This window comes from Psychroserpens burtonensis DSM 12212 (assembly GCF_000425305.1).
Classification (GTDB): Bacteria; Bacteroidota; Bacteroidia; order Flavobacteriales; family Flavobacteriaceae; genus Psychroserpens; species Psychroserpens burtonensis.
Genome location: NZ_AUDE01000006.1, coordinates 70,588 through 89,512, shown reverse-complemented (window position 1 = coordinate 89,512; position 18,925 = coordinate 70,588). Strand labels below are relative to the sequence as shown.

General features: G+C 34.8%; 17 protein-coding genes. 7 read left to right on the top strand and 10 right to left on the bottom strand.

Annotated elements, in window-relative coordinates; translation table 11 throughout:
- The first annotated feature begins 61 nt into the window (after nucleotides 1-61).
- From H593_RS0101945 to H593_RS0101920, 6 genes are all read left to right on the top strand, one after another.
- A complete protein-coding gene (locus tag H593_RS0101945) occupies nucleotides 62-646 on the top strand; it encodes a TetR/AcrR family transcriptional regulator (protein WP_028870870.1) in 585 nt (194 codons plus the stop codon).
- 1 nt (nucleotide 647) lies between these two features.
- Nucleotides 648-1,313 (top strand): NAD(P)H-binding protein, encoded by a 666-nt coding sequence (locus H593_RS0101940; protein WP_028870869.1) that lies wholly within the window; start codon nucleotides 648-650, stop codon nucleotides 1,311-1,313.
- A 14-nt stretch (nucleotides 1,314-1,327) separates the two neighbouring features.
- The gene (locus H593_RS0101935) at nucleotides 1,328-1,960 is read left to right on the top strand and encodes an NAD(P)H-dependent oxidoreductase (RefSeq protein ID WP_028870868.1); all 633 of its coding nucleotides are present in this window, start codon (nucleotides 1,328-1,330) and stop codon (nucleotides 1,958-1,960) included.
- A gap of 11 nt (nucleotides 1,961-1,971) precedes the next feature.
- Complete coding sequence (locus H593_RS0101930; protein WP_028870867.1) at nucleotides 1,972-2,970, top strand: NADP-dependent oxidoreductase; 999 nt, start codon at nucleotides 1,972-1,974, stop codon at nucleotides 2,968-2,970.
- Nucleotides 2,971-2,992: 22 nt separating this feature from the next.
- Nucleotides 2,993-4,153, top strand: a complete 1,161-nt coding sequence (locus H593_RS0101925) for an iron-containing alcohol dehydrogenase (protein ID WP_028870866.1) — start codon at nucleotides 2,993-2,995, stop codon at nucleotides 4,151-4,153.
- 104 nt (nucleotides 4,154-4,257) lie between these two features.
- Nucleotides 4,258-5,064: a type 1 glutamine amidotransferase domain-containing protein gene (locus tag H593_RS0101920; RefSeq protein WP_028870865.1), complete on the top strand. Its 807-nt coding sequence runs from the start codon at nucleotides 4,258-4,260 to the stop codon at nucleotides 5,062-5,064.
- Nucleotides 5,065-5,157: 93 nt separating this feature from the next.
- On the opposite strand, the gene H593_RS0101915 is transcribed toward H593_RS0101920, so the two are convergent.
- The 5 genes from H593_RS0101915 to H593_RS0101895 form a co-directional block, all read right to left on the bottom strand.
- Complete coding sequence (locus H593_RS0101915; RefSeq protein ID WP_028870864.1) at nucleotides 5,158-5,607, bottom strand: KTSC domain-containing protein; 450 nt, start codon at nucleotides 5,605-5,607, stop codon at nucleotides 5,158-5,160.
- 127 nt (nucleotides 5,608-5,734) lie between these two features.
- Nucleotides 5,735-6,625 carry an EamA family transporter gene (locus tag H593_RS0101910; RefSeq protein WP_028870863.1) on the bottom strand — a complete coding sequence of 297 codons (891 nt, stop codon included), beginning with the start codon at nucleotides 6,623-6,625 and terminating at the stop codon, nucleotides 5,735-5,737.
- Nucleotides 6,626-6,681: 56 nt separating this feature from the next.
- Nucleotides 6,682-8,217, bottom strand: coding sequence for an SDR family NAD(P)-dependent oxidoreductase (locus H593_RS0101905; protein WP_028870862.1), 1,536 nt, complete (start codon nucleotides 8,215-8,217; stop codon nucleotides 6,682-6,684).
- 346 nt (nucleotides 8,218-8,563) lie between these two features.
- Nucleotides 8,564-11,059 (bottom strand): ABC transporter permease, encoded by a 2,496-nt coding sequence (locus tag H593_RS0101900; RefSeq protein ID WP_028870861.1) that lies wholly within the window; start codon nucleotides 11,057-11,059, stop codon nucleotides 8,564-8,566.
- A 41-nt stretch (nucleotides 11,060-11,100) separates the two neighbouring features.
- A complete protein-coding gene (locus H593_RS0101895; RefSeq protein ID WP_028870860.1) occupies nucleotides 11,101-11,802 on the bottom strand; it encodes an ABC transporter ATP-binding protein in 702 nt (233 codons plus the stop codon).
- A 20-nt stretch (nucleotides 11,803-11,822) separates the two neighbouring features.
- On the opposite strand from H593_RS0101895, the gene H593_RS0101890 reads away from it, so the two are divergent.
- Nucleotides 11,823-12,578 carry an arylesterase gene (locus H593_RS0101890; protein WP_028870859.1) on the top strand — a complete coding sequence of 252 codons (756 nt, stop codon included), beginning with the start codon at nucleotides 11,823-11,825 and terminating at the stop codon, nucleotides 12,576-12,578.
- A 277-nt stretch (nucleotides 12,579-12,855) separates the two neighbouring features.
- Here H593_RS0101890 and H593_RS0101885 read toward each other — a convergent pair whose 3' ends face one another.
- From H593_RS0101885 to H593_RS0101865, 5 genes are all read right to left on the bottom strand, one after another.
- Nucleotides 12,856-14,247, bottom strand: a complete 1,392-nt coding sequence (locus H593_RS0101885; RefSeq protein ID WP_028870858.1) for an FAD-binding oxidoreductase — start codon at nucleotides 14,245-14,247, stop codon at nucleotides 12,856-12,858.
- Between the two features lie 134 nt (nucleotides 14,248-14,381).
- Complete coding sequence (locus H593_RS0101880; protein ID WP_028870857.1) at nucleotides 14,382-14,882, bottom strand: YybH family protein; 501 nt, start codon at nucleotides 14,880-14,882, stop codon at nucleotides 14,382-14,384.
- A gap of 129 nt (nucleotides 14,883-15,011) precedes the next feature.
- Nucleotides 15,012-16,106 carry a nickel-binding protein gene (locus H593_RS0101875; protein WP_028870856.1) on the bottom strand — a complete coding sequence of 365 codons (1,095 nt, stop codon included), beginning with the start codon at nucleotides 16,104-16,106 and terminating at the stop codon, nucleotides 15,012-15,014.
- 55 nt (nucleotides 16,107-16,161) lie between these two features.
- Nucleotides 16,162-17,475, bottom strand: coding sequence for a DEAD/DEAH box helicase (locus tag H593_RS0101870; protein WP_028870855.1), 1,314 nt, complete (start codon nucleotides 17,473-17,475; stop codon nucleotides 16,162-16,164).
- A gap of 1 nt (nucleotide 17,476) precedes the next feature.
- Entirely contained in the window at nucleotides 17,477-18,817 is a 1,341-nt protein-coding gene (locus H593_RS0101865; RefSeq protein ID WP_028870854.1) for a DEAD/DEAH box helicase, read from the bottom strand.
- Nucleotides 18,818-18,925: the final 108 nt, after the last annotated feature.

The window sequence follows — 18,925 nt, the reverse complement described above, 5'->3', positions numbered from 1 at the left end:
TTTGTTAAAAAAAGAATGAACATTCATTTTTCTTGTATATTTGTACTATATTTAAAATTAAATGGGGAAACTTCAAAAAAGTATTGACAAACGAAACGCTTTAATTAGAGCAACAATAGAGCTTGTAAACAACAATGGTTTTCACGCTACTCCTATGAGTAAAATTGCTAAAATGGCCAACGTATCTCCTGCTACAATCTATCTGTATTTTGAAAACAAACAGGATTTAGTCAATCAAACCTATATAGATGTAAAAGCACAATACACAACATATGCTTTTGAAACCTTTGATTCGAATATGCCTGTTGAAGCCGGTTTTGAATTGATATGGAAACGTATTGCAGATTTTAAATTAAAGGAGTGTGAAAATGCCATGTTTTTGGCTCAGTGTGACAATACACCAATAATTGATGAACCTAGCAGACAAGAAGGTATTAAGCATTTACAACCACTACTCGATCTATGGAAACGAGGTAAAACAGAAGGTATTATAAAACCTATATCAGATTTTTTACTATATGCGTATTCTATAAATCCATTATCCTTTTTGATGATTGTTCAAAAAAGAGGTGATTTTCAATTGAATCAAACACATTTAGAAGAAGCTTACCAATCTGCTTGGAGCAGCATAAAAGTTTGTAGTTAATATGAAAAAAACAGCAATTATATTAGGTGCCTCGGGATTAACAGGGAATATTTTACTGCATGCATTAATTGAAGATAATCGGTATGAAAGTATTAAATTGTTTTCACGTTCTAAAATTGAAGGCTTGTCTAATAAAGTGACACAGTGTATAGGTGATCTTTTAAACTTAGAACAGTTTAGAGCAGACTTTACTGCAGATGAAGTGTATTGTTGTATTGGTACAACGAACACTAAAACACCTGACAAAAAGCTATACAAACAAATAGATTACGGTATTCCAGTAAATGCTGCAAGACTTTCAAAAGCAAATGGTATTAGTACGTTTTTGGTGATGTCATCAATGGGAGCAAACGCAAAAAGCCAAGTGTTTTACAATAAAACTAAAGGCGAAATGGAACGTGATGTTTTACAAGAGAACATTAAGCATACATCTTTATTAAGACCATCGTTAATTGGTGGAGAACGCAAAGAACGCCGCACACTAGAAAAAATAGCATTGTTTGTGTTTCAAATTATACAACCATTATTTATAGGGAGTTTTAAGCAATATAAAATAATTGAACCAAAACTAATTGCACAAGCCATGATCAACTTGGCAAACAATACAAGTCATGCCGAAGTCATTATCACGTCAAACGATATAAAGAGAATAGCAAAAAACAACTAAAAAAAATTGATCACATGAAATTAATAGACCACTTAAATTGGAGATATGCTGCAAAAGCAATGAATGGAGAAACAGTAACAGAAGATAAAATAGAGCGTATTTTAGAAGCTGCACGTTTGGCACCAACATCAAGTGGATTACAACCTTTTGAGATTTTTGTAATTAAAAATAAAGACCTTAAAGAAAAAATAAGACCAGTGGCTTGGAACCAATCTGTAATTACAGAATGCTCTCACCTACTCGTCTTTGCAGCATGGGATACATATACAGCAGATAGAATCAATTATATGTTTGATTTAACCAACGAGATTCGTGGATTTAAAAATGAAGGATGGGAAAATTACCGTAACATGTTATTAAGTTCATATCCGCAACAAGATGCAGAAGAGAACTTTAATCACGCTGCTAAACAAGCCTATATCGCTTTAGGCACGGCAATGGTTGCTGCTGCAGAAGAAAAAGTAGATAGTACTCCAATGGAAGGTTTTGATGCCAATGCTGTTGACGATATTTTAGGATTAAGAGAGAAAGGATTACGTAGCTCTGCTTTATTAGCAATAGGTTATAGAAAAGAAGACGCAGATTGGTTAGTAAATCTTACAAAAGTTAGAAAACCTATGAAAGATTTAGTGACTGTAATAGATTAAAAATTAAAAAAATGATGAAGACCATAGTATTAAATAGCAGACCAAAGGGAAAACCCACAAGTTCCGATTTTAAATGTATCACTGAGGATATTGAATTAACACTGCAAAAAGGAGAAATCCTTTTAGAAGCTGCCTATGTCTCTGTAGATCCTTATTTAAGAGGGAGAATGAGTGATGCAAAATCATACATTCCTCCATTTGAATTACATAGGCCAATACAGTCTGGTGTTGTTGCTAAAGTCATCGCCTCTAAAAATGTAGTTTTTGAAGTTGGTGATTTTGTTTCTGGAATGTTAGATTGGAAAACGAAACAAGTATCTATAGGTGCTGGACTTTTAAAAGTGGATGCTTCTAAAGCACCTTTAAGTACCTATTTAGGAATTTTAGGAATGACCGGTTTAACTGCTTATTTAGGTTTAAATAAAATAGGAAAACCTAAAGCTGGTGAAACGCTAGTGGTGTCTGGAGCTGCTGGAGCTGTAGGGAGTGTTGTTGGGCAAATAGCAAAAATTCTTGGACTTCATGTGATTGGGATTGCTGGAACTGACGAAAAGATTGACATGCTCAAAGATAAGTTCGGATTTGATGCTGGTATCAATTACAAGACTAGTAAAAATATTAAAGAAGATATCGCTAAAGCGGCGCCAAATGGAGTGGATATTTATTTTGATAATGTTGGTGGACCAATATCTGATGCTGTACTATTTAATATTAATAGATTCGCTAGAATCGTTGTATGCGGGGCAATTTCGGTATACAACAATACAGAACTACCAAAAAGTATCAGTGTGCAACCTTTCTTAGTAAAAAATAGCGCGCTGATGCAAGGTTTTATCGTATCTAATTATGTAGATGAATTTCCAGAAGCTATGCAACATTTATCAGGATGGCTCGCTGAAGGAAAATTAACATACACTGAAACTATCGTTGATGGTTTTGAAAATATTCCGAATGCTTTTATCGATTTATTTGATGGTAAAAACAAAGGAAAAATGGTAGTAAAAATTTAATTAAACAAAAGAGAAAAAGAAGATGAACAATTTTGAATTTAAAAATCCGACCAAAATTATTTTTGGTAAAGACACTATAAAAAAACTAGAATCTGAAATACCTAGTGATTCCAAAGTATTACTTCTTTATGGAGGCGGAAGTATCAAGAAAAACGGAATTTACGACCAAGTAAAAACCGCTTTAGCTAAAGTAGATGTTATTGAGTTTGGAGGTATTCCCGCAAATCCAGAATATTCAGTATTAATGGAAGCACTAAAAGTTATTAAAGGTGAGAAAATCACGTATTTATTAGCCGTTGGTGGTGGATCTGTAATTGATGGTACTAAGTTTTTATCAGCTGCTGCAAACTACAAGGGCGAAACACCTTGGGATATTTTGGCTAATAATATTAAAACTGAAAAAGGATTGCCTTTTGGGACCGTTTTAACATTGCCAGCTACAGGATCTGAAATGAATTCTGGAGCAGTAATAACCAGAAAAGAAACGCAAGAGAAATTAGCAATGGGTGGACCAGGCTTATTTCCTGAGTTCTCGATATTAGATCCTCAAGTGATTACATCAATTCCGGAACGTCAATTAGCAAACGGATTAACAGATGCTTTTACCCACGTTCTTGAGCAATATATGACGTATCCAATTGGTGCCTTATTACAAGATCGTTTTGCTGAAAGTATTTTACAAACGCTTATTGAAGTAGCACCAAAAGTATTAAAAGATCCAACAGATTATAAAGCGGCATCAAACTTTATGTGGAGTTGTACCATGGCTTTAAATGGATTGATACAAAAAGGAGTCCCTACAGATTGGGCTGTTCACGCTATTGGGCATGAGTTAACTGCTTTGTTTGGTATTGATCATGCGCGAACTTTAGCAGTCATTGCTCCTAGTCATTACAAGTTCAACTTTGAAGCTAAAAAAGAAAAATTAGCACAATATGCAGAGCGTGTTTGGAATATAACTGAAGGTAGTATAGATGATAAAGCTTATGCTGCTATTGAAAAGACGGAAGCTTTTTTCCGTGAGTTAGGAATTGATACAAAGCTATCAGATTATACACAAGATTACGAAGGTACTGCTGAAAAAATAGCAGAACGTTTCACAGATCGTGGATGGATGGGATTAGGTGAGCATCAATCATTATCACCAGATAAAGTGGAGAAAATCGTAAAAATGGCTTATTAAATTGCATTACGATGTTACATTGGGCGCAGTCGAAATGCATTGGAAATCTATATTTCGAGGTTTTCCAATGTGCCCAAACTGACATCATCAATTAAATTTTAACTATGAAATTAATAAAAACTATGGCTTTAGTGCTAACAATCGTTTCGCTCTCAAGTTGTAAAAACACAAAAAAAGAAGTGTCTTCAGAAAACGTTTCAGAAGAAAAAAAAGAAATTAAAAAAGATAAAAACATGAACATATTATTTGTACTAACATCTCACGATAAATTAGGTGATACAGGAAAAAAAACAGGATTTTGGGTTGAAGAATTTGCAAACCCTTATTACACATTATTAGATAAAGGTGCTACCATAACTATTGCAACACCTAAAGGAGGTGCCGCACCAATAGATCCAAGTAGTGATTCACCTGATGCTGCAACAGAAGCGACAGAGCGTTTCGATAACGATGCAGATGCAAAAGAAAGAATAGCAAATACAAAAGTATTAGCAGATATGAATCCAGACGATTTTGATGCTGTATTTTATCCAGGAGGCCATGGTCCATTATGGGATTTAGCAAACGATGCAACGTCTATTGCTTTAATTGAAAAATTCAATAGACAAGCTAAGCCTATTGCTTTTGTATGTCATGCTCCTGCGGCTTTAAAAGGAGTGAAAAACACAGATGGCTCTCCATTAGTAAACGGTAAGAAAGTGACTGGATTTACTAATACTGAGGAAGCTGCTGTAGGTTTAACAGCTGTTGTTCCATTTTTAGTTGAGGATATGTTGAGTAATAATGGTGGAATCTACTCTAAAAAAGAGGATTGGGCAGCTTATGCAATTCAAGATGGGAATTTAATTACAGGTCAAAATCCAGCGTCATCAGAGCTCGTTGCCGAAAAATTATTAGAGAGTTTAAAATAATTTAATTGATATAACTCTTAAGCATAAAAAAGGTTGTCTATAATGGACAACCTTTTTTTATGCTTTATAATTACGTACTGTAAACACCAGTATTTATGCATTCTCAAGCGTACGCTTAGATTTTCTATAAATGTACTTAGGATAAATAGCACGTTTAGCAAAACGATTGATCTTACCACTATTAACCATTTTTATATAGACTTGTTTAGTAACACCAAAGTACTCATACGTTGTTCCGTCAAGAAAAGTGATTTCGAGTAACATGCCTTTATGCTGGTAATCATCGATACCTGCATTTGTAATAGTTTCTGTATAAGCCTCTAAATTTGCTGCTTTTGTTTCTGGAGCCATACTTACTAAAAAGTGATAGCCATCAATAATATTTCGACTTTGGATCTCTGCTTCTTCTTGTAATTCGTGTCCGTCTTGAAATTTATCAGGATGCCATTCCTTAACTAAGTCACGATAAGCCTTTTTAAGAGATTTTAATTCGATCTCGTTTTCTATTCCAAAAAGTTTCTTGTATTGTTTTATGCGTTTCATTCCAAATATTGTTTGAGCGCGCAAAAGTACGTCCTATTTTCAAATGAATTGCTATACTTAGTGAGGGTTTTTTGTTTTAAAAGTTTTTAAGAGACTGCTAACCAATAAAAAAGCACTCCTCTAAGAATCACTTTTTTTTCGATGTAATAAAATAAACGCCTGTAAGCAGCACTGATGCTGCAATTATAGATTGTGCACTTAGTGTTTCATCTAGCACATACCATCCCAAAAGCATGGCAATAATTGGATTTATGTAAGCCGAAGTCGCTACTTTTTCTGTAGATACTTGTTTTAAAAGATAATTGAAGGCCGTAAAAGCACCAATACTTCCAAATGTTGTAAGAGCTAACATGGATAATTGAACATTCGTACTCCAATGCAATGGCGATATCCACACTTCTCCAAACGAGATACTTGTACATAAAAGAATACTACCGGCAATTAGCATTTGATATCCTGTACTTACAAAATAATTTTTCGGCAAATCCGCTTTAGCAACAAACACACTACCATAGCTCCAGCCAAAGACACAAGTAAAAATCATAAAAACGCCTAATAAGGTCTCTTCGTTTGTTACCAGTTCCTGCTGACTAACTAAGAGATACATACCAACAATACCAAGTCCAACACCTATGAGAGATTTTGGTTTCATTTTTTTATTATCAATTAAACGCATTAATAATAAAACAAATAGCGGTTGTGTAGATGCTAATAAGGCTCCAAACCCACTATCTATATACTTTAAAGCCCAAACGAAAACACCGTTGCCATAGACTAAAAATAAAAAGCCCACAAAGCAGGAATTTATAAGCTGTTTTTTAGAGATTTTAAGACTAAAGTTGGATGCTTTTGCAATCCCAAAAATTAAGATACTTGCGCTTAAAAACCGAATTCCCGCTAGGAAAAATGGAGGCAATTCAGTGACTGAAATTTTATTTAGCAAGTACGTAGAACCCCAAATAACGTATATGGCAAAAAACGCTATAATTATTGAGGCTTTCGAACTTAATTTTGGCATTATCTGGAGTGAGTTAGATTAAATTTTCTCATTATAAATATATTGAAAATAAAAAACTACCAATCAATAGGAAAGTAATCTTTTAAGAATTTTCCACACCAGTGTTTTCCAGTAGTAATACCATCAATCAAAGGATCCATAACACGAGCTGCACCATCTACAATATCTAAAGGCGGTTGAAAATCGTGAACTTCTATTTTCTTTTTAGATAATGCTGCTGGATCTTCATCGGTCACCCAACCTGTATCCACAGCATTCATATAAATTCCAGATTTCGCAAAGGTTGCAGACGAGGTGTGTGTTAACATATTCAAAGCAGCTTTCGCCATATTAGTATGTGGATGACGATCCTCTTTTTTGAATCTATGGAACTTCCCTTCCATCGCAGATACATTAATAATATGTTTTTTGCCTGTATGTTCTTTCATCATTAGATGCGACAAACGATTACATAACACAAAAGGAGCGACTGCATTTACCAATTGAACTTCTACCATTTCGGTCGTTTCAATTTGTCCTAGTGTTAAACGCCAACTGTTCGTTTTTCGTAAATCGACTTGTTGTAAATCAGCATCTAATTCACCTTCAGGAAAGACTTCTTTAGCTTGCAATGCATTATCAAAACTATACGGTATTTGAGATAACTCGGCAGAAGACCGTAAACCTATACCAGGTTCTGGACCATGCCATGTAACCGGTAACATATCATTTTTAGCTGATTTAGACGTTGGAATACTCAAATCTGATAATTCTTGTAAGCAACTTAAATGGCTTTTTAATAACTCTTGCGCGCGTTCTGGTAATTCTGTTATTGGCTTCTTTTCATTGTCCATTAAATGAAAATAAAACCCGGAAGGTCGTCTGACAGTTTGCGCTGCATTATTGATTAAAATATCTAATCGCGAATAGTGTTGTTCTATATAATTACAAAAAATCTCTACACTTGGTATATGACGTAAATCTAGTCCGTGAATGTGTAAACGATCACTCCACATACTGTAATCCTCTTCTTTAGAAAACCGAATAGCAGAATCTGCAGGAAAACGTGTGGTAGCGATAACGGTAGCTCCAGATCGTAATAACATCAAGGAGATATGATAGCCGATTTTTAATCGCGAACCTGTAATTACAGCTACTTGATCTGTTAAATCTGCTGTTTGAAAACGTTTGGCGTAATTTAAATCACCACAATCTGTACACATCGTATCATAGAAATGATGCAATTTGGTATAGACCGTTTTACAGACGTAACAATTTCTTGGTGATTCTAGTTCCGATGTGTCTTTTTGAGCTTCGGTTGGTGCTAATAATTTAGGCGCAGTAAAAATACTGGCTTCTCTTGCAGATCTAATTCCTGTTTCTTTTCTAGCATGCTTATCTCGAGCAATCATCTTGCGTTTTATTGCTTTTTTAGCATCTTTTTTACGACGTTTATGTTCGTCACGGTTTGGACGAGATAATTGACCAGCAACCGTTATAAGAGCCACTCTTTGAGCTTCTGGGAGTTCATAAAGTTGATTGGAGTCATCTAACATCTTCTGTAATGTTGTAATACAGAATTCTATGTCTTCGTTTGATTTAGTGTCACTCATGTCATTAAAGCACTGTAAGTCTTGTTTTAAACATCTTATATTGTAAAAAAGCAAGTTTATGATGTCTGTTCTAGACCATTTGTATTTTCGCTCGCAAGATATACATAAGGTTTTTTACTTGTATGCTTTCTTAAAAAATATTGAACATATTTATAATATTAGAAAATAGATAAAAGGTCTCAACAGCCAAGAATACTATTTACACTCTTTTTTTTCTTAGAACTTCGGAAATTGGAAAACAACACTATGAGTCTGAGACCATACAATTGATTGTAACGGATTTTGATTCTGGCTATTTTCAGCTTAATAAAATAGAACCTCAAAGAAACACCTTATCACTTCCTTCCTAGCCTTCTCGCCTTAAAACTTCTAAAGGAGAACTGCGCAACACGGTTCGTATATTACTCAATCCTATAGCTACAACTAACAAGCTAATTCCTGGTAAAAACACCAAAAAAGGAACTATCGATGGTACGAAAGGCTCATTAAAAACCAACAACGCTAAACACAGGCTTCCTATTAAAGCCAATAAAATACCTACCAAGCTACCAAGTACGCCTAAAAAGACATATTCAAAAGCAGATATTTTTAAAATTTGCTTGTTTTGAGCACCTAGAGTTCGTAATAAAACACTTTCTCTTATACGTTGGTATTTGCTCGTTCTTACTGACCCTATGAGCACAATGATTCCTGTAAGGATGCTAAAAAAGGCCATGAAGTTTATAATCCACGATACTTTATTCAAGATATCTTCAACAACTGTATAAACTTGTCTCAAATCTATAATAGACACATTAGGAAATTTAGAAACGAGATCACGCTGTAAATCTGCAGAACTTTTTTCATCTGGTACTGCTGTGGTAATCACATTAAATTGAGGTGCTTGTTCTAAAACACCTTTTGGGAATAGGACGGTAAAATTAGGCTGTAATTGTGCCCAATCAACTTTTCTAATACTACCAATAGTGGTTTCCATGAGTACCCCTTGAACATTAAAAACGATCTCGTCGCCAATACCAACTTTAGCATCCGACGCTAAATTTTCTGATAAGGAAATGAGTATAGGCGCATTAGGTGCTATTTGAGGTGTCCAATCACCTTCTATGATGTCTTCGGAAGTCGTCAAGTTATCTCTGTACGTGGCCCTAAATTCGTGATTTAATATCCAACCGCGAACTTGACGTAAAGAGTCTTGACGTAATTTGTTAACCAATTTATTTTTGATGCGATGCATACGCATAGTGACAATAGGAATATTATCAAGAATAGGTAAGTTTAAATCTTGTATGCTCTGCTCAACAGCATCTCTTTGATTTGTTTGCACATCCAAAATAATGATATTAGCAGATTCTGCAGTCTGCGAAACTTCTGTTTTGGATAATAAAATATCTTTAGTAAAATATAAGGTGCTAATTAAAAAGGTTCCTAAACCAATGGCCACAACCAAAACAACAGTTTGATTGTTGGGTCTAAATAAATTCAACAGACTTTGGCGCGCGGCAAAACCAAAACGTTTTGGAAAAAATTTTCTAATCCCTTTCATGCTTAACAAGGCGATTCCTGCTAAAATGGCGAACGTTAGAAGCGTTGCAAAAACGAATCCCATAGCAAACATGAGATTATCCAATAAAACATATGAGAATAAAAGTAAGAATATTACAATCGCAATAGACACCAAGACTTGTGCTTTTTTTGAACTTTTAGAAGTGCTTTGACCAACTCGTAAGACTTCTAATGGCGACACATACCAAGTGTTTATAAGTGGTAATAACGCGAATAATACGGACATAAATAATCCAAGAAAAACGCCAGTGAAAATGGGTTGTAGTGAAATACTAATCTCAACCGTAAAAGGCAAAAATGATTTTAAGATATACGGAAATAGTTCCTGTAGAGCAATGCCAATTATAGAGCCAATTAAGCCGCCAATAACGCCTATTCCTGCTATTTGTATTAAAAAAATCAAGAAGCTTTGTAATCTCGATGCTCCCATACATTTTAAAACAGCAATCGATTTTAATTTTTCTTTGATATAAATGTGTACAGAACTGGCAATTCCAATACAACCTAACAATAAGGCAATAAAGGCAGCTAAGTTCAAAAATTTCCCCACATTATCATAACGATTACCCAAACGTTCACTTGTACTTGTATGGGTGTCTAAATCGGCATTTTCGATATCCAAAAGGGGATCGATCTTTTCTTCAAAAGCAATGAGATCAAAATCATTGGTCGTCTTATAAAAAAACTGATATTCTTTTCGACTTCCAAATTGTAGTAATTCCGTATTTGCAATAAGACGATATGGTATTACAATGGGTGGAGCTACAGAACTAGAGATCGCATTACTTCCAGGTATTGATTTTAAGGCACCAACAATGGGTAATGTGAGCTGTCCAACTTTAATAGAATCACCTACGTTAATGTTAAATTGAAGTAGTAATGTCGCATCAACTAAAGCGCCACCTAAATCTTGATAGCGTGTTGCAGCTAATATAGGTTGCGTATCCATAGTACCATAAAATGGAAAGTCACCTTCCATACCACGTACTTTAACCAATTTAGCACCTCCATTTTCAGGAAACGCAATCATGGAGACAAAATTTACTTCATAAGCGTTAGGTTGCAGAGAATCGATAATGGCTTGCGCTCTTTGGGTAGGCTCCTGTCTCGAATCTATCACATAATCTGCTCCCATCAATACTTTAGATTGGCGCTGAATATTATCTTTAAGATTGGTACTGAATAATTGAATGGAAACGACTGCAGCGATCCCTAAAACAATAGAGCTCATAAATAATATCAAACGGACTTTACTCGCCTTGGCGTCTCGCCATGCCATTTTAAAAAGCCATTTTGTGCTTTGATTCATAAGAAAAGGAGCTATGATTGAAGTACTGAAGTACGTTGGTTGGTTAAAATTTGTCCGCCTTTCAATCTTAAAATCTGTTGAGTTCGATTGGCAAGTTCTAAATCGTGGGAAATTATTATTAATGTAGTACCTGCTTCTTTATTAAGATCAAATAAGAGTTTGATAACTTTTTCACCAGTATCTTCATCTAAATTTCCCGTAGGCTCATCTGCAAATAATATAGACGGTTGGTTTGCAAAAGCTCTTGCTAAAGCAACCCGTTGTTGCTCTCCTCCAGAAAGTTGTGACGGATAGTGATGAGAGCGGTCTGCTAGTCCTACTTTTTCCAATAAAACCATACTTCGCTTTTCGGCATCTTTTGCGCCTTGTAATTCTAGAGGAACACTAACATTCTCTAACGCAGTGAGCGTTGGTAATAACTGAAAATTTTGAAATATAAAACCAACCTCTTTATTACGTAATTGAGCACGTTGGTCTTCATTTAAAGTACTTAAATCTTGACCACATAATTCTATTTGACCTGCACTTGGCTCATCTAGTCCTGCGCATAAACCAAGTAAGGTTGTTTTACCACTTCCTGATGGCCCAACGATTGAAAAAGTTTGACCTCGATCTACATCAAAAGAGATGTTTTGCAAAACCGTTAATTGTTTGTTACCGCTAGAATAAGTCTTTTCTAACCCAGTAATCTTTAATATCTTTGGTGTATTCATTTTAATAAAGTTGACACGTTATGTCTATGGCTCAAAATAAACAATTGATTTCAAAACCACCTAATTCATGTATAAAGAAATTCTTAAAGTTTTGTTATTTTATCCCTAGCTTTTTAATGTGTGCATGTGGCAATGGAAAGTCAGAAACGGCCACTCAAAATGTACAAGCTAAAGAAGATTCTGCGCAAACGGAACAAATACCAGTGGCTACCAATAAAATCAAGACCATTTTGTGTTTTGGAGATAGTATAACTGCGGGTTATGGATTGGATGATACTAATGATGCTTTTCCTGCCTTGCTGCAACAAAAAATAGATTCTTTAGGAGTTAATTACACAGTGATTAATTCGGGTTTAAGTGGCGAAACAAGTGCAGGTGGAAAAAGTAGAATTGATTGGATTTTAAAACAGGATATTGCTATTTTCGTCTTAGAACTTGGAGCTAATGACGGCTTACGCGGTGTGGCGTTATCTGAAACACGCTCTAATTTACAATTCATTATAGATGTAGTACAACAAAAAAGCGAAGACACCACTATTGTGCTTGCTGGTATGGAATTACCGCCTAATATGGGACAAGCATATACGAAAGAATTTAGACAGATATATGCAGTATTAGCGCAAGAAAATCAGTTGGAGTTCATTCCATTTATCTTAAAAGACGTTGGAGGCATTGCGTCCCTCAACCAAAGCGATGGCATTCATCCAACAGTAAAAGGGCATCAAATTGTAGCCAATACGGTTTGGGAAGTTTTGAAGCCTTTGGTTAAGGAGTAGTTTATTCTTTGAATTTTATCTATTTCCGAAGAAAAAAAAGGTCAAACTATTAGCCAAAACAGCTGAACAAAGCGTGAATATGCGTTTTTATTTGTTTAAGTTATTCCTTAATAGTAATCATACCGTACTAAACAATAGATTAGAATTATTGTATCTAGAGATATTATGCCTTAGTTTTTAGGCGATAAAGATAGATTGCCCACCCTATCATTTCATGAAAATAACTATCCTAAACTGTAATGCAATCAAATATCATATTAATGCGGTGAAAAGCGTATTAATTTTTAGGTCTAATATTCTGATTAACCCTGAATAAATTTTCTGGATCGTAGATTTCTTTTATTGAAACTAATCTATCATAATTGTGTTTATAACTAGCTTTTATGCGGTCTTGTCCCTCTTCCATCATAAAATTAGAATAAGCACCACCTGCCGAATACGGGTGTAAAGCGTCCCAATAATCCTTGCACCAATTAGTGATTTTATCAGCATTTTTAGGATCAGGGTCAACACCAACTATTACACCAGCATAATTGGCATCTCTATAGGCCCATGGTGTCTCTTTTGGTCCAACTCTACTTGCTGCACCACTAATTGGGTATAAGTGCATTTGAGATAATGGTGTTGGAATCTTTGAACCAAATTTTAAATGTTGTGCTCTCACTTCAGGGCCTAACTCTTTAAAGAAATCAGCTCTCCAATACCACTGTAAACCATGCGGCATTAAGCCATCAAATAATGTTTGAATGGATGGATAAGGCATTGCACCAACATGTTCAAATAAAGGATTTAAATCTCTAACGGGCTTAAAGAGTTTATCAAATTTAGTAGGATCACCAACATAGCACCAAACTATTCCACAAAATTGCTTGTTGTGCAACTGTTCTGGAAATGGAGGTCCCGGTATAATCATAGTGGCTATAAACCCGTTTAATTCGTCTGGAGCATTAAGAAGGAATTCATGATACCATTCCATAATTTCTTCTGTTTTTTCAACAGGCCATAAGGTTGGTCCTCCAATAACATTTTTAACAGAATGTGCTTGGAATTTAAATGAAGTTACGATGCCGTAGTTTCCACCACCACCTCGAATAGCCCAAAATAAATCGGTGTTTTGTTGTGCATTTACCGTTAGAAACGAACCATCTGCTAATACCATATCTGCTTCTAATAAATTATCTATGGTTAATCCGTATTTCCTTGATAAATGTCCAACACCTCCGCCGAGTGTTAGTCCTCCAACGCCTGTTGTAGAAATTATTCCAGCTGGAACAGCTAATCCAAAAGGATAAGTGGCATGATCTACTTCTCCCCAAAGGTTTCCTCCACCTACTCTTACAGTATTATTTGAGGTATCTACTCTTATAAATTTAATTCCGGATAAGTCTATAACTAAGCCATCATTACAAAGTCCTAAGCCGCCTCCGTTATGACCTCCACCTCTTATAGCAATTAGTAAATTATTTTCTCGTCCAAAATTTACAGATGCTATAACATCGGCAACATCGACACATATGACAAATAATCCTGGTTTTTTATCAATCATCGCGTTATACACCTTTCGTGTTTCGTTGTAGTCCGCATCTGATTGTAAAATAAGCCTACCTCTTAATTGTGATTTGAAAGTGTTAATAATGTCTGGAGCAATATCTTTTATTAAATTTTTCATGTTTTAAATTTTTTAGTTTTTCAATAAATAATTGAATATGACAAATTATAAATGCAGAAAGCAAAACAATTATTTAGTGAATTACTGATATTGTATTCTGCATTACATTCATAGTGAGTCTTACAAGTTGCTTCTTAATTCAAAGGTGAATGGTGTTCGTGAACCATTTTCCAACCCTCACCTGTCTTCACAAATAATAGTGTTATTTGGTCATTTACAACCACTAAATCCTCTCCAAATCTTAATTGAAAATCAGAGTGAAAGGTCAAATTAGCAACATCACCATACACCGCAATTTTTAAATCGTTTGCATCAAACTTAACGACTTCGGTTACAGAACCAAAAACACTTCGTTCGTGAAGTTCGTTTGCTTCACTACCATTTCTTGGTTCTCCATTTTTAAATTCAGTAAACTTCGGACTATAAGCGTGGAACGAAATGAGTTGATCCATATCGCCGTCCATAATACTTTGTGCAATAGCACCGAATGTTTCCATCACCTCTTGTTTTGCTTCAGGAAACTCATTGTTTATTAAATCGATTTGAATGTCATTTGTTTCTTGAGCTTGTTTGTCACACCCAGGGACTACGATTGTAAAAATCATAATCAATACGACCGTTAAATTTGTCTTCATAATTTTATATGTATTTGGTTTTTATCAAATGTAGAATAGAATCTTTTTCTATTATTCTACATTTAGACCAAATAAAAGGACTTTTAGACCAAGAGGAAATTTACTTATAACTAGCTTTAAAACAGTATTTTAATTGTGGTAAACAAAAGTTGAAGGTAGAATACCATATTTTTTATGGAAACATTTTGAAAAATAAGCCGGACTACTAAAACCTGTTTGATACGCCACTTCAGAAATATTACAGTTTTGTTCTTCTAGTAATTTTAAGGCTTCATTTAAACGATACTCTTTTAAGAATGTATTGGGGGATTTACCAATAAGATTCATCATAGTGCGGTACAATTTAGATTTACTATAACCTAGATTTTTTTGAAAATCATTAACAGTTAAAGACGTATGTGACCATATCGTTTCAGTATATTCCATTAATTGCATCAAAAACCCTTCATTTTGACTATTTAAAACAGTAATTCCATTCTTTTCATGTATTGGTTTATTTTGGTTTTCCCCTTCGAAGAGATCATTGACTTTTGCAGTAATAGAAAAATCACCTTTAGCGATATCACTTAGATAATCAGAAGTTTTTATAGTGTCCTCAAAAATACTATCTTTTTCAGAAACAGGAATCCCGGCACTTATTCCTATCTTACATTCTAAATCTGGGATAATAACAGAATGATATGATTCTTGAATTTTTATACCACATTGAATGGCATCTGTAACCGATACAAATGATATTAAAAATCTAGAAACGGTCTGCTCAACGATACGTCCATTGTATTGAGAGGCCAAATTACTAATAGATACGGAATAGCCTCTAATAGCCGCTTTTACTGTGTTTATATCTTTTGCTCTAAGCGTTTTATGCTTTAGCTTAACAACCATTAGGGCTCTAAAAGCTTGGTTGTTGATTATGTTGAGGCTGATGTTCTTTGATTTTTCAGGATCTTCAATACGTCCTAAAAAAGATTCCACAATTGTATCATTAACCTCAATAATACTTGTGGGAATAGCGCCATGAGCATTTTGATGCAAATCTATAAGCGCTTGTTTATTTGGCGCTTCTATTAAACAAAATGCTGTTTTTCTTTTTTCGTCACACCAGTAGGTCAGTCCACGACAATTGTATTTGTGCTCAATATCTAAATCGGCTTGGTGCATTTCTGCGACATGTTGCGCTGTAATACCTTCGGGAAGATCATGCAAATCTAAAAATAGTGGCATATGATTGATTTTGGGTGTAATTTACATTAATTTTATGTAACTCACTCATTATCAATTACAGAACAGATATACGCACCTTTTTCTTTTTCAAACGACTATTATTCAATGTACCCACTAACTGATTTGCAAGTGCAAAAGGAACCGCTACAAACGCACAATCTGGTTTGAGCTCAATGGCGCCTAATTGGTCTTTTTTTAGACCTCCTATTTTAAAAAACAAACCTGCGATATCACCTTTGGAAATTTTATCTTTTCGTCCTCCGGAAATGAATAAGGTTTCCCAATATTGCTTTTTATGTGGAGCTTTTTTAGATATGTCAATTGGTGCTGAAGCTTTAATAAAGTCTGGTAGTAATTGATCTTTCCATTTTAGAACATAAGACGTACCTGATGCATTCACGCGAGCAGTCCTACCATTTCTATGAATAAATTCTTCTTCATGAACTGGCAATTCATAATGAATAATAAATTTCATTTCAGGAATATCAATACCTCTGGCTGCTAAATCTGTAGCGACTAATAACTGACATGTTCCGTTTCTAAACTTTATGAGTGCACGTTCTCTATCTTTTTGTTCCATTCCTCCAGAAAAGCAGGCATGACCAATATTCTGTTTGTTTAAAAATGCACTCACTTGATCAATGCTCTCTCTAAAATTACAGAAAATAATACCGGGTTCATTACCAATATACTTCACTAATTCCAACAGCGTTGATAGTTTGTTTTTATCTGGAGAGATCACTAGTTTGAGTGCTAGTCTCGATGCGTCTTTTTCTTTTAAATAATCAATGACGCAGGGATTGTCTAAGCCTACAAAGTTAGGAACATCAACTGCTTGAGTGGCAGAGGTTAGAATGCGTTTATTTAAATTAGGTAAATAATGTAAGATAGCTTTCATTTCTTCCTCAAAACCATTCTCTAAAGACTTATCAAACTCATCTAATATAAGTGTTTTAATAGCTGATTTAGAAAAACGATCATTGTCAAAATGGTCTAGTAGTCGCCCTGGAGTTCCAACTAAAATAGCTGGATTGTGCTTAAGTTCAATTTTATCTTTAGACATTGGACGACCTCCATAAACAGCGTTCACTTTATAACCAGAACCCATAGAACGAATCACTTGTTCAATTTGAATGGCTAATTCTCTTGAGGGCACTATGATTAATGCTTGAATATTAGTTGATTCAGGATCTAAAAGATCCAAAAGCGGTAATGAAAATGCTAATGTTTTTCCTGTCCCTGTTGGAGATAAAACAACAATATTTTCGGTTACTTCTATAATCGAAACAGCTTCCTCTTGCATAGGATTTAAAGCTTCAATATTTAATTTAGCCAGAATATCCTGCTGATTTTTTATATCATTTGCCATGTTATTTCTTTTTAGCCTTTTTTGAATCTTCAGATTTTGCTTTATCTGTACTGTTTTGAGCTAGATAATCAGCGAGTATCTTATCAACGAGTTCTTCTTTTGTTAGATGATGAAAGATTGTTTTGATTTGAGATTTAAAATCTTCAGAAATATCACGATTTGGTTTCGCTTTAAATATCTTTTTGGCCCATATGAGACCATTATTTTCTTCAATACTTTGAGCATCTGCTTTTTTGAATTCAGTAAAAACGAGACCTAATTCAGCTTCAAATTCAGGAATTTCTTCTACTTCTTCTTTCTGGATGACACTTAACGATAGGCCCTTTGCTCCTGCTCTAGCTGTTCGCCCACTTCGATGCACATAGGTGTTATAGGTGTCCGGTAAGTGATAATTAACGACGTACGACACGTCTTTGACATCAATACCACGAGCTGCCAAATCTGTAGCGACCAAGATATCGATATAACCCTCTCTAAATTGTCCCATGATACGATCACGAATCCCTTGTGTTAAACTACCATGTATCGCACCAGAAGAGAATTTATTGATAGCTAGTTTTTTGGCTAATTTATTAACCGCAGCTTTAGTTTTACAAAATATAATTCCGCGTTCTCCTTCTTTAGAATTTAGAAAATGAAGTAACACCTCTAGTTTCTCAATAGGCTCTACAACTACGTATTGATGATCGATGCCTTGATTACCAATCGTTTTCATATCGGCTTCTAGATGTATCACCTGTTTTGACATGTAATTTTGAACCACTTGTTTGATGGTTCCAGACATCGTTGCTGTAAATAATAATGTACGTCGCGTTTTTGGAATGCCTTTTATAATAGAATCGACTTCGTCTTTTAAAGCAGTGACCATTTCATCAGCTTCATCCAATACTAAGTACTTTAAGTTTTTAATATCAACAGCGCCACGTTTCACTAAATCGACCAAACGTCCAGGCGTAGCAACCACAATATGGGTCGTCGCTTTTAGACGTTCTATTTGAGGTTTTATAGGAATACCTCCACATACAGATGCGATAGAGATATTAGGACTATATCCAGAAAATTCTACTAAATTAGTATAGATCTGCTGTCCTAATTCTCTTGTTGGTGCCAATATAAGTGTTTGTATAGTGCTGTCTTCTAAATCAACCAACTGCAATAAAGGCAAGCCAAAAGCTGCAGTTTTTCCTGTACCGGTTTTAGCTAAAACAACAAGGTCTTCAGTTTGATTAAGAACTACAGGTATAGCCTTTTCTTGAATATCTGTAGGCAAAGAGATTTGTAAGTCTGCTAAGGCCTGTTGTAACTGTTCGTTAATTCCTAATTCTAGAAAACGTTTTGACATAAAAAATAATTTTGGCAAAGGTAAGAATACTGCGCTTGGGAACCCGATAAATCGTTGCCATTACTATTCAGACAAGAAACTGATTTTAGAAGAGGTCGATTTCTATTT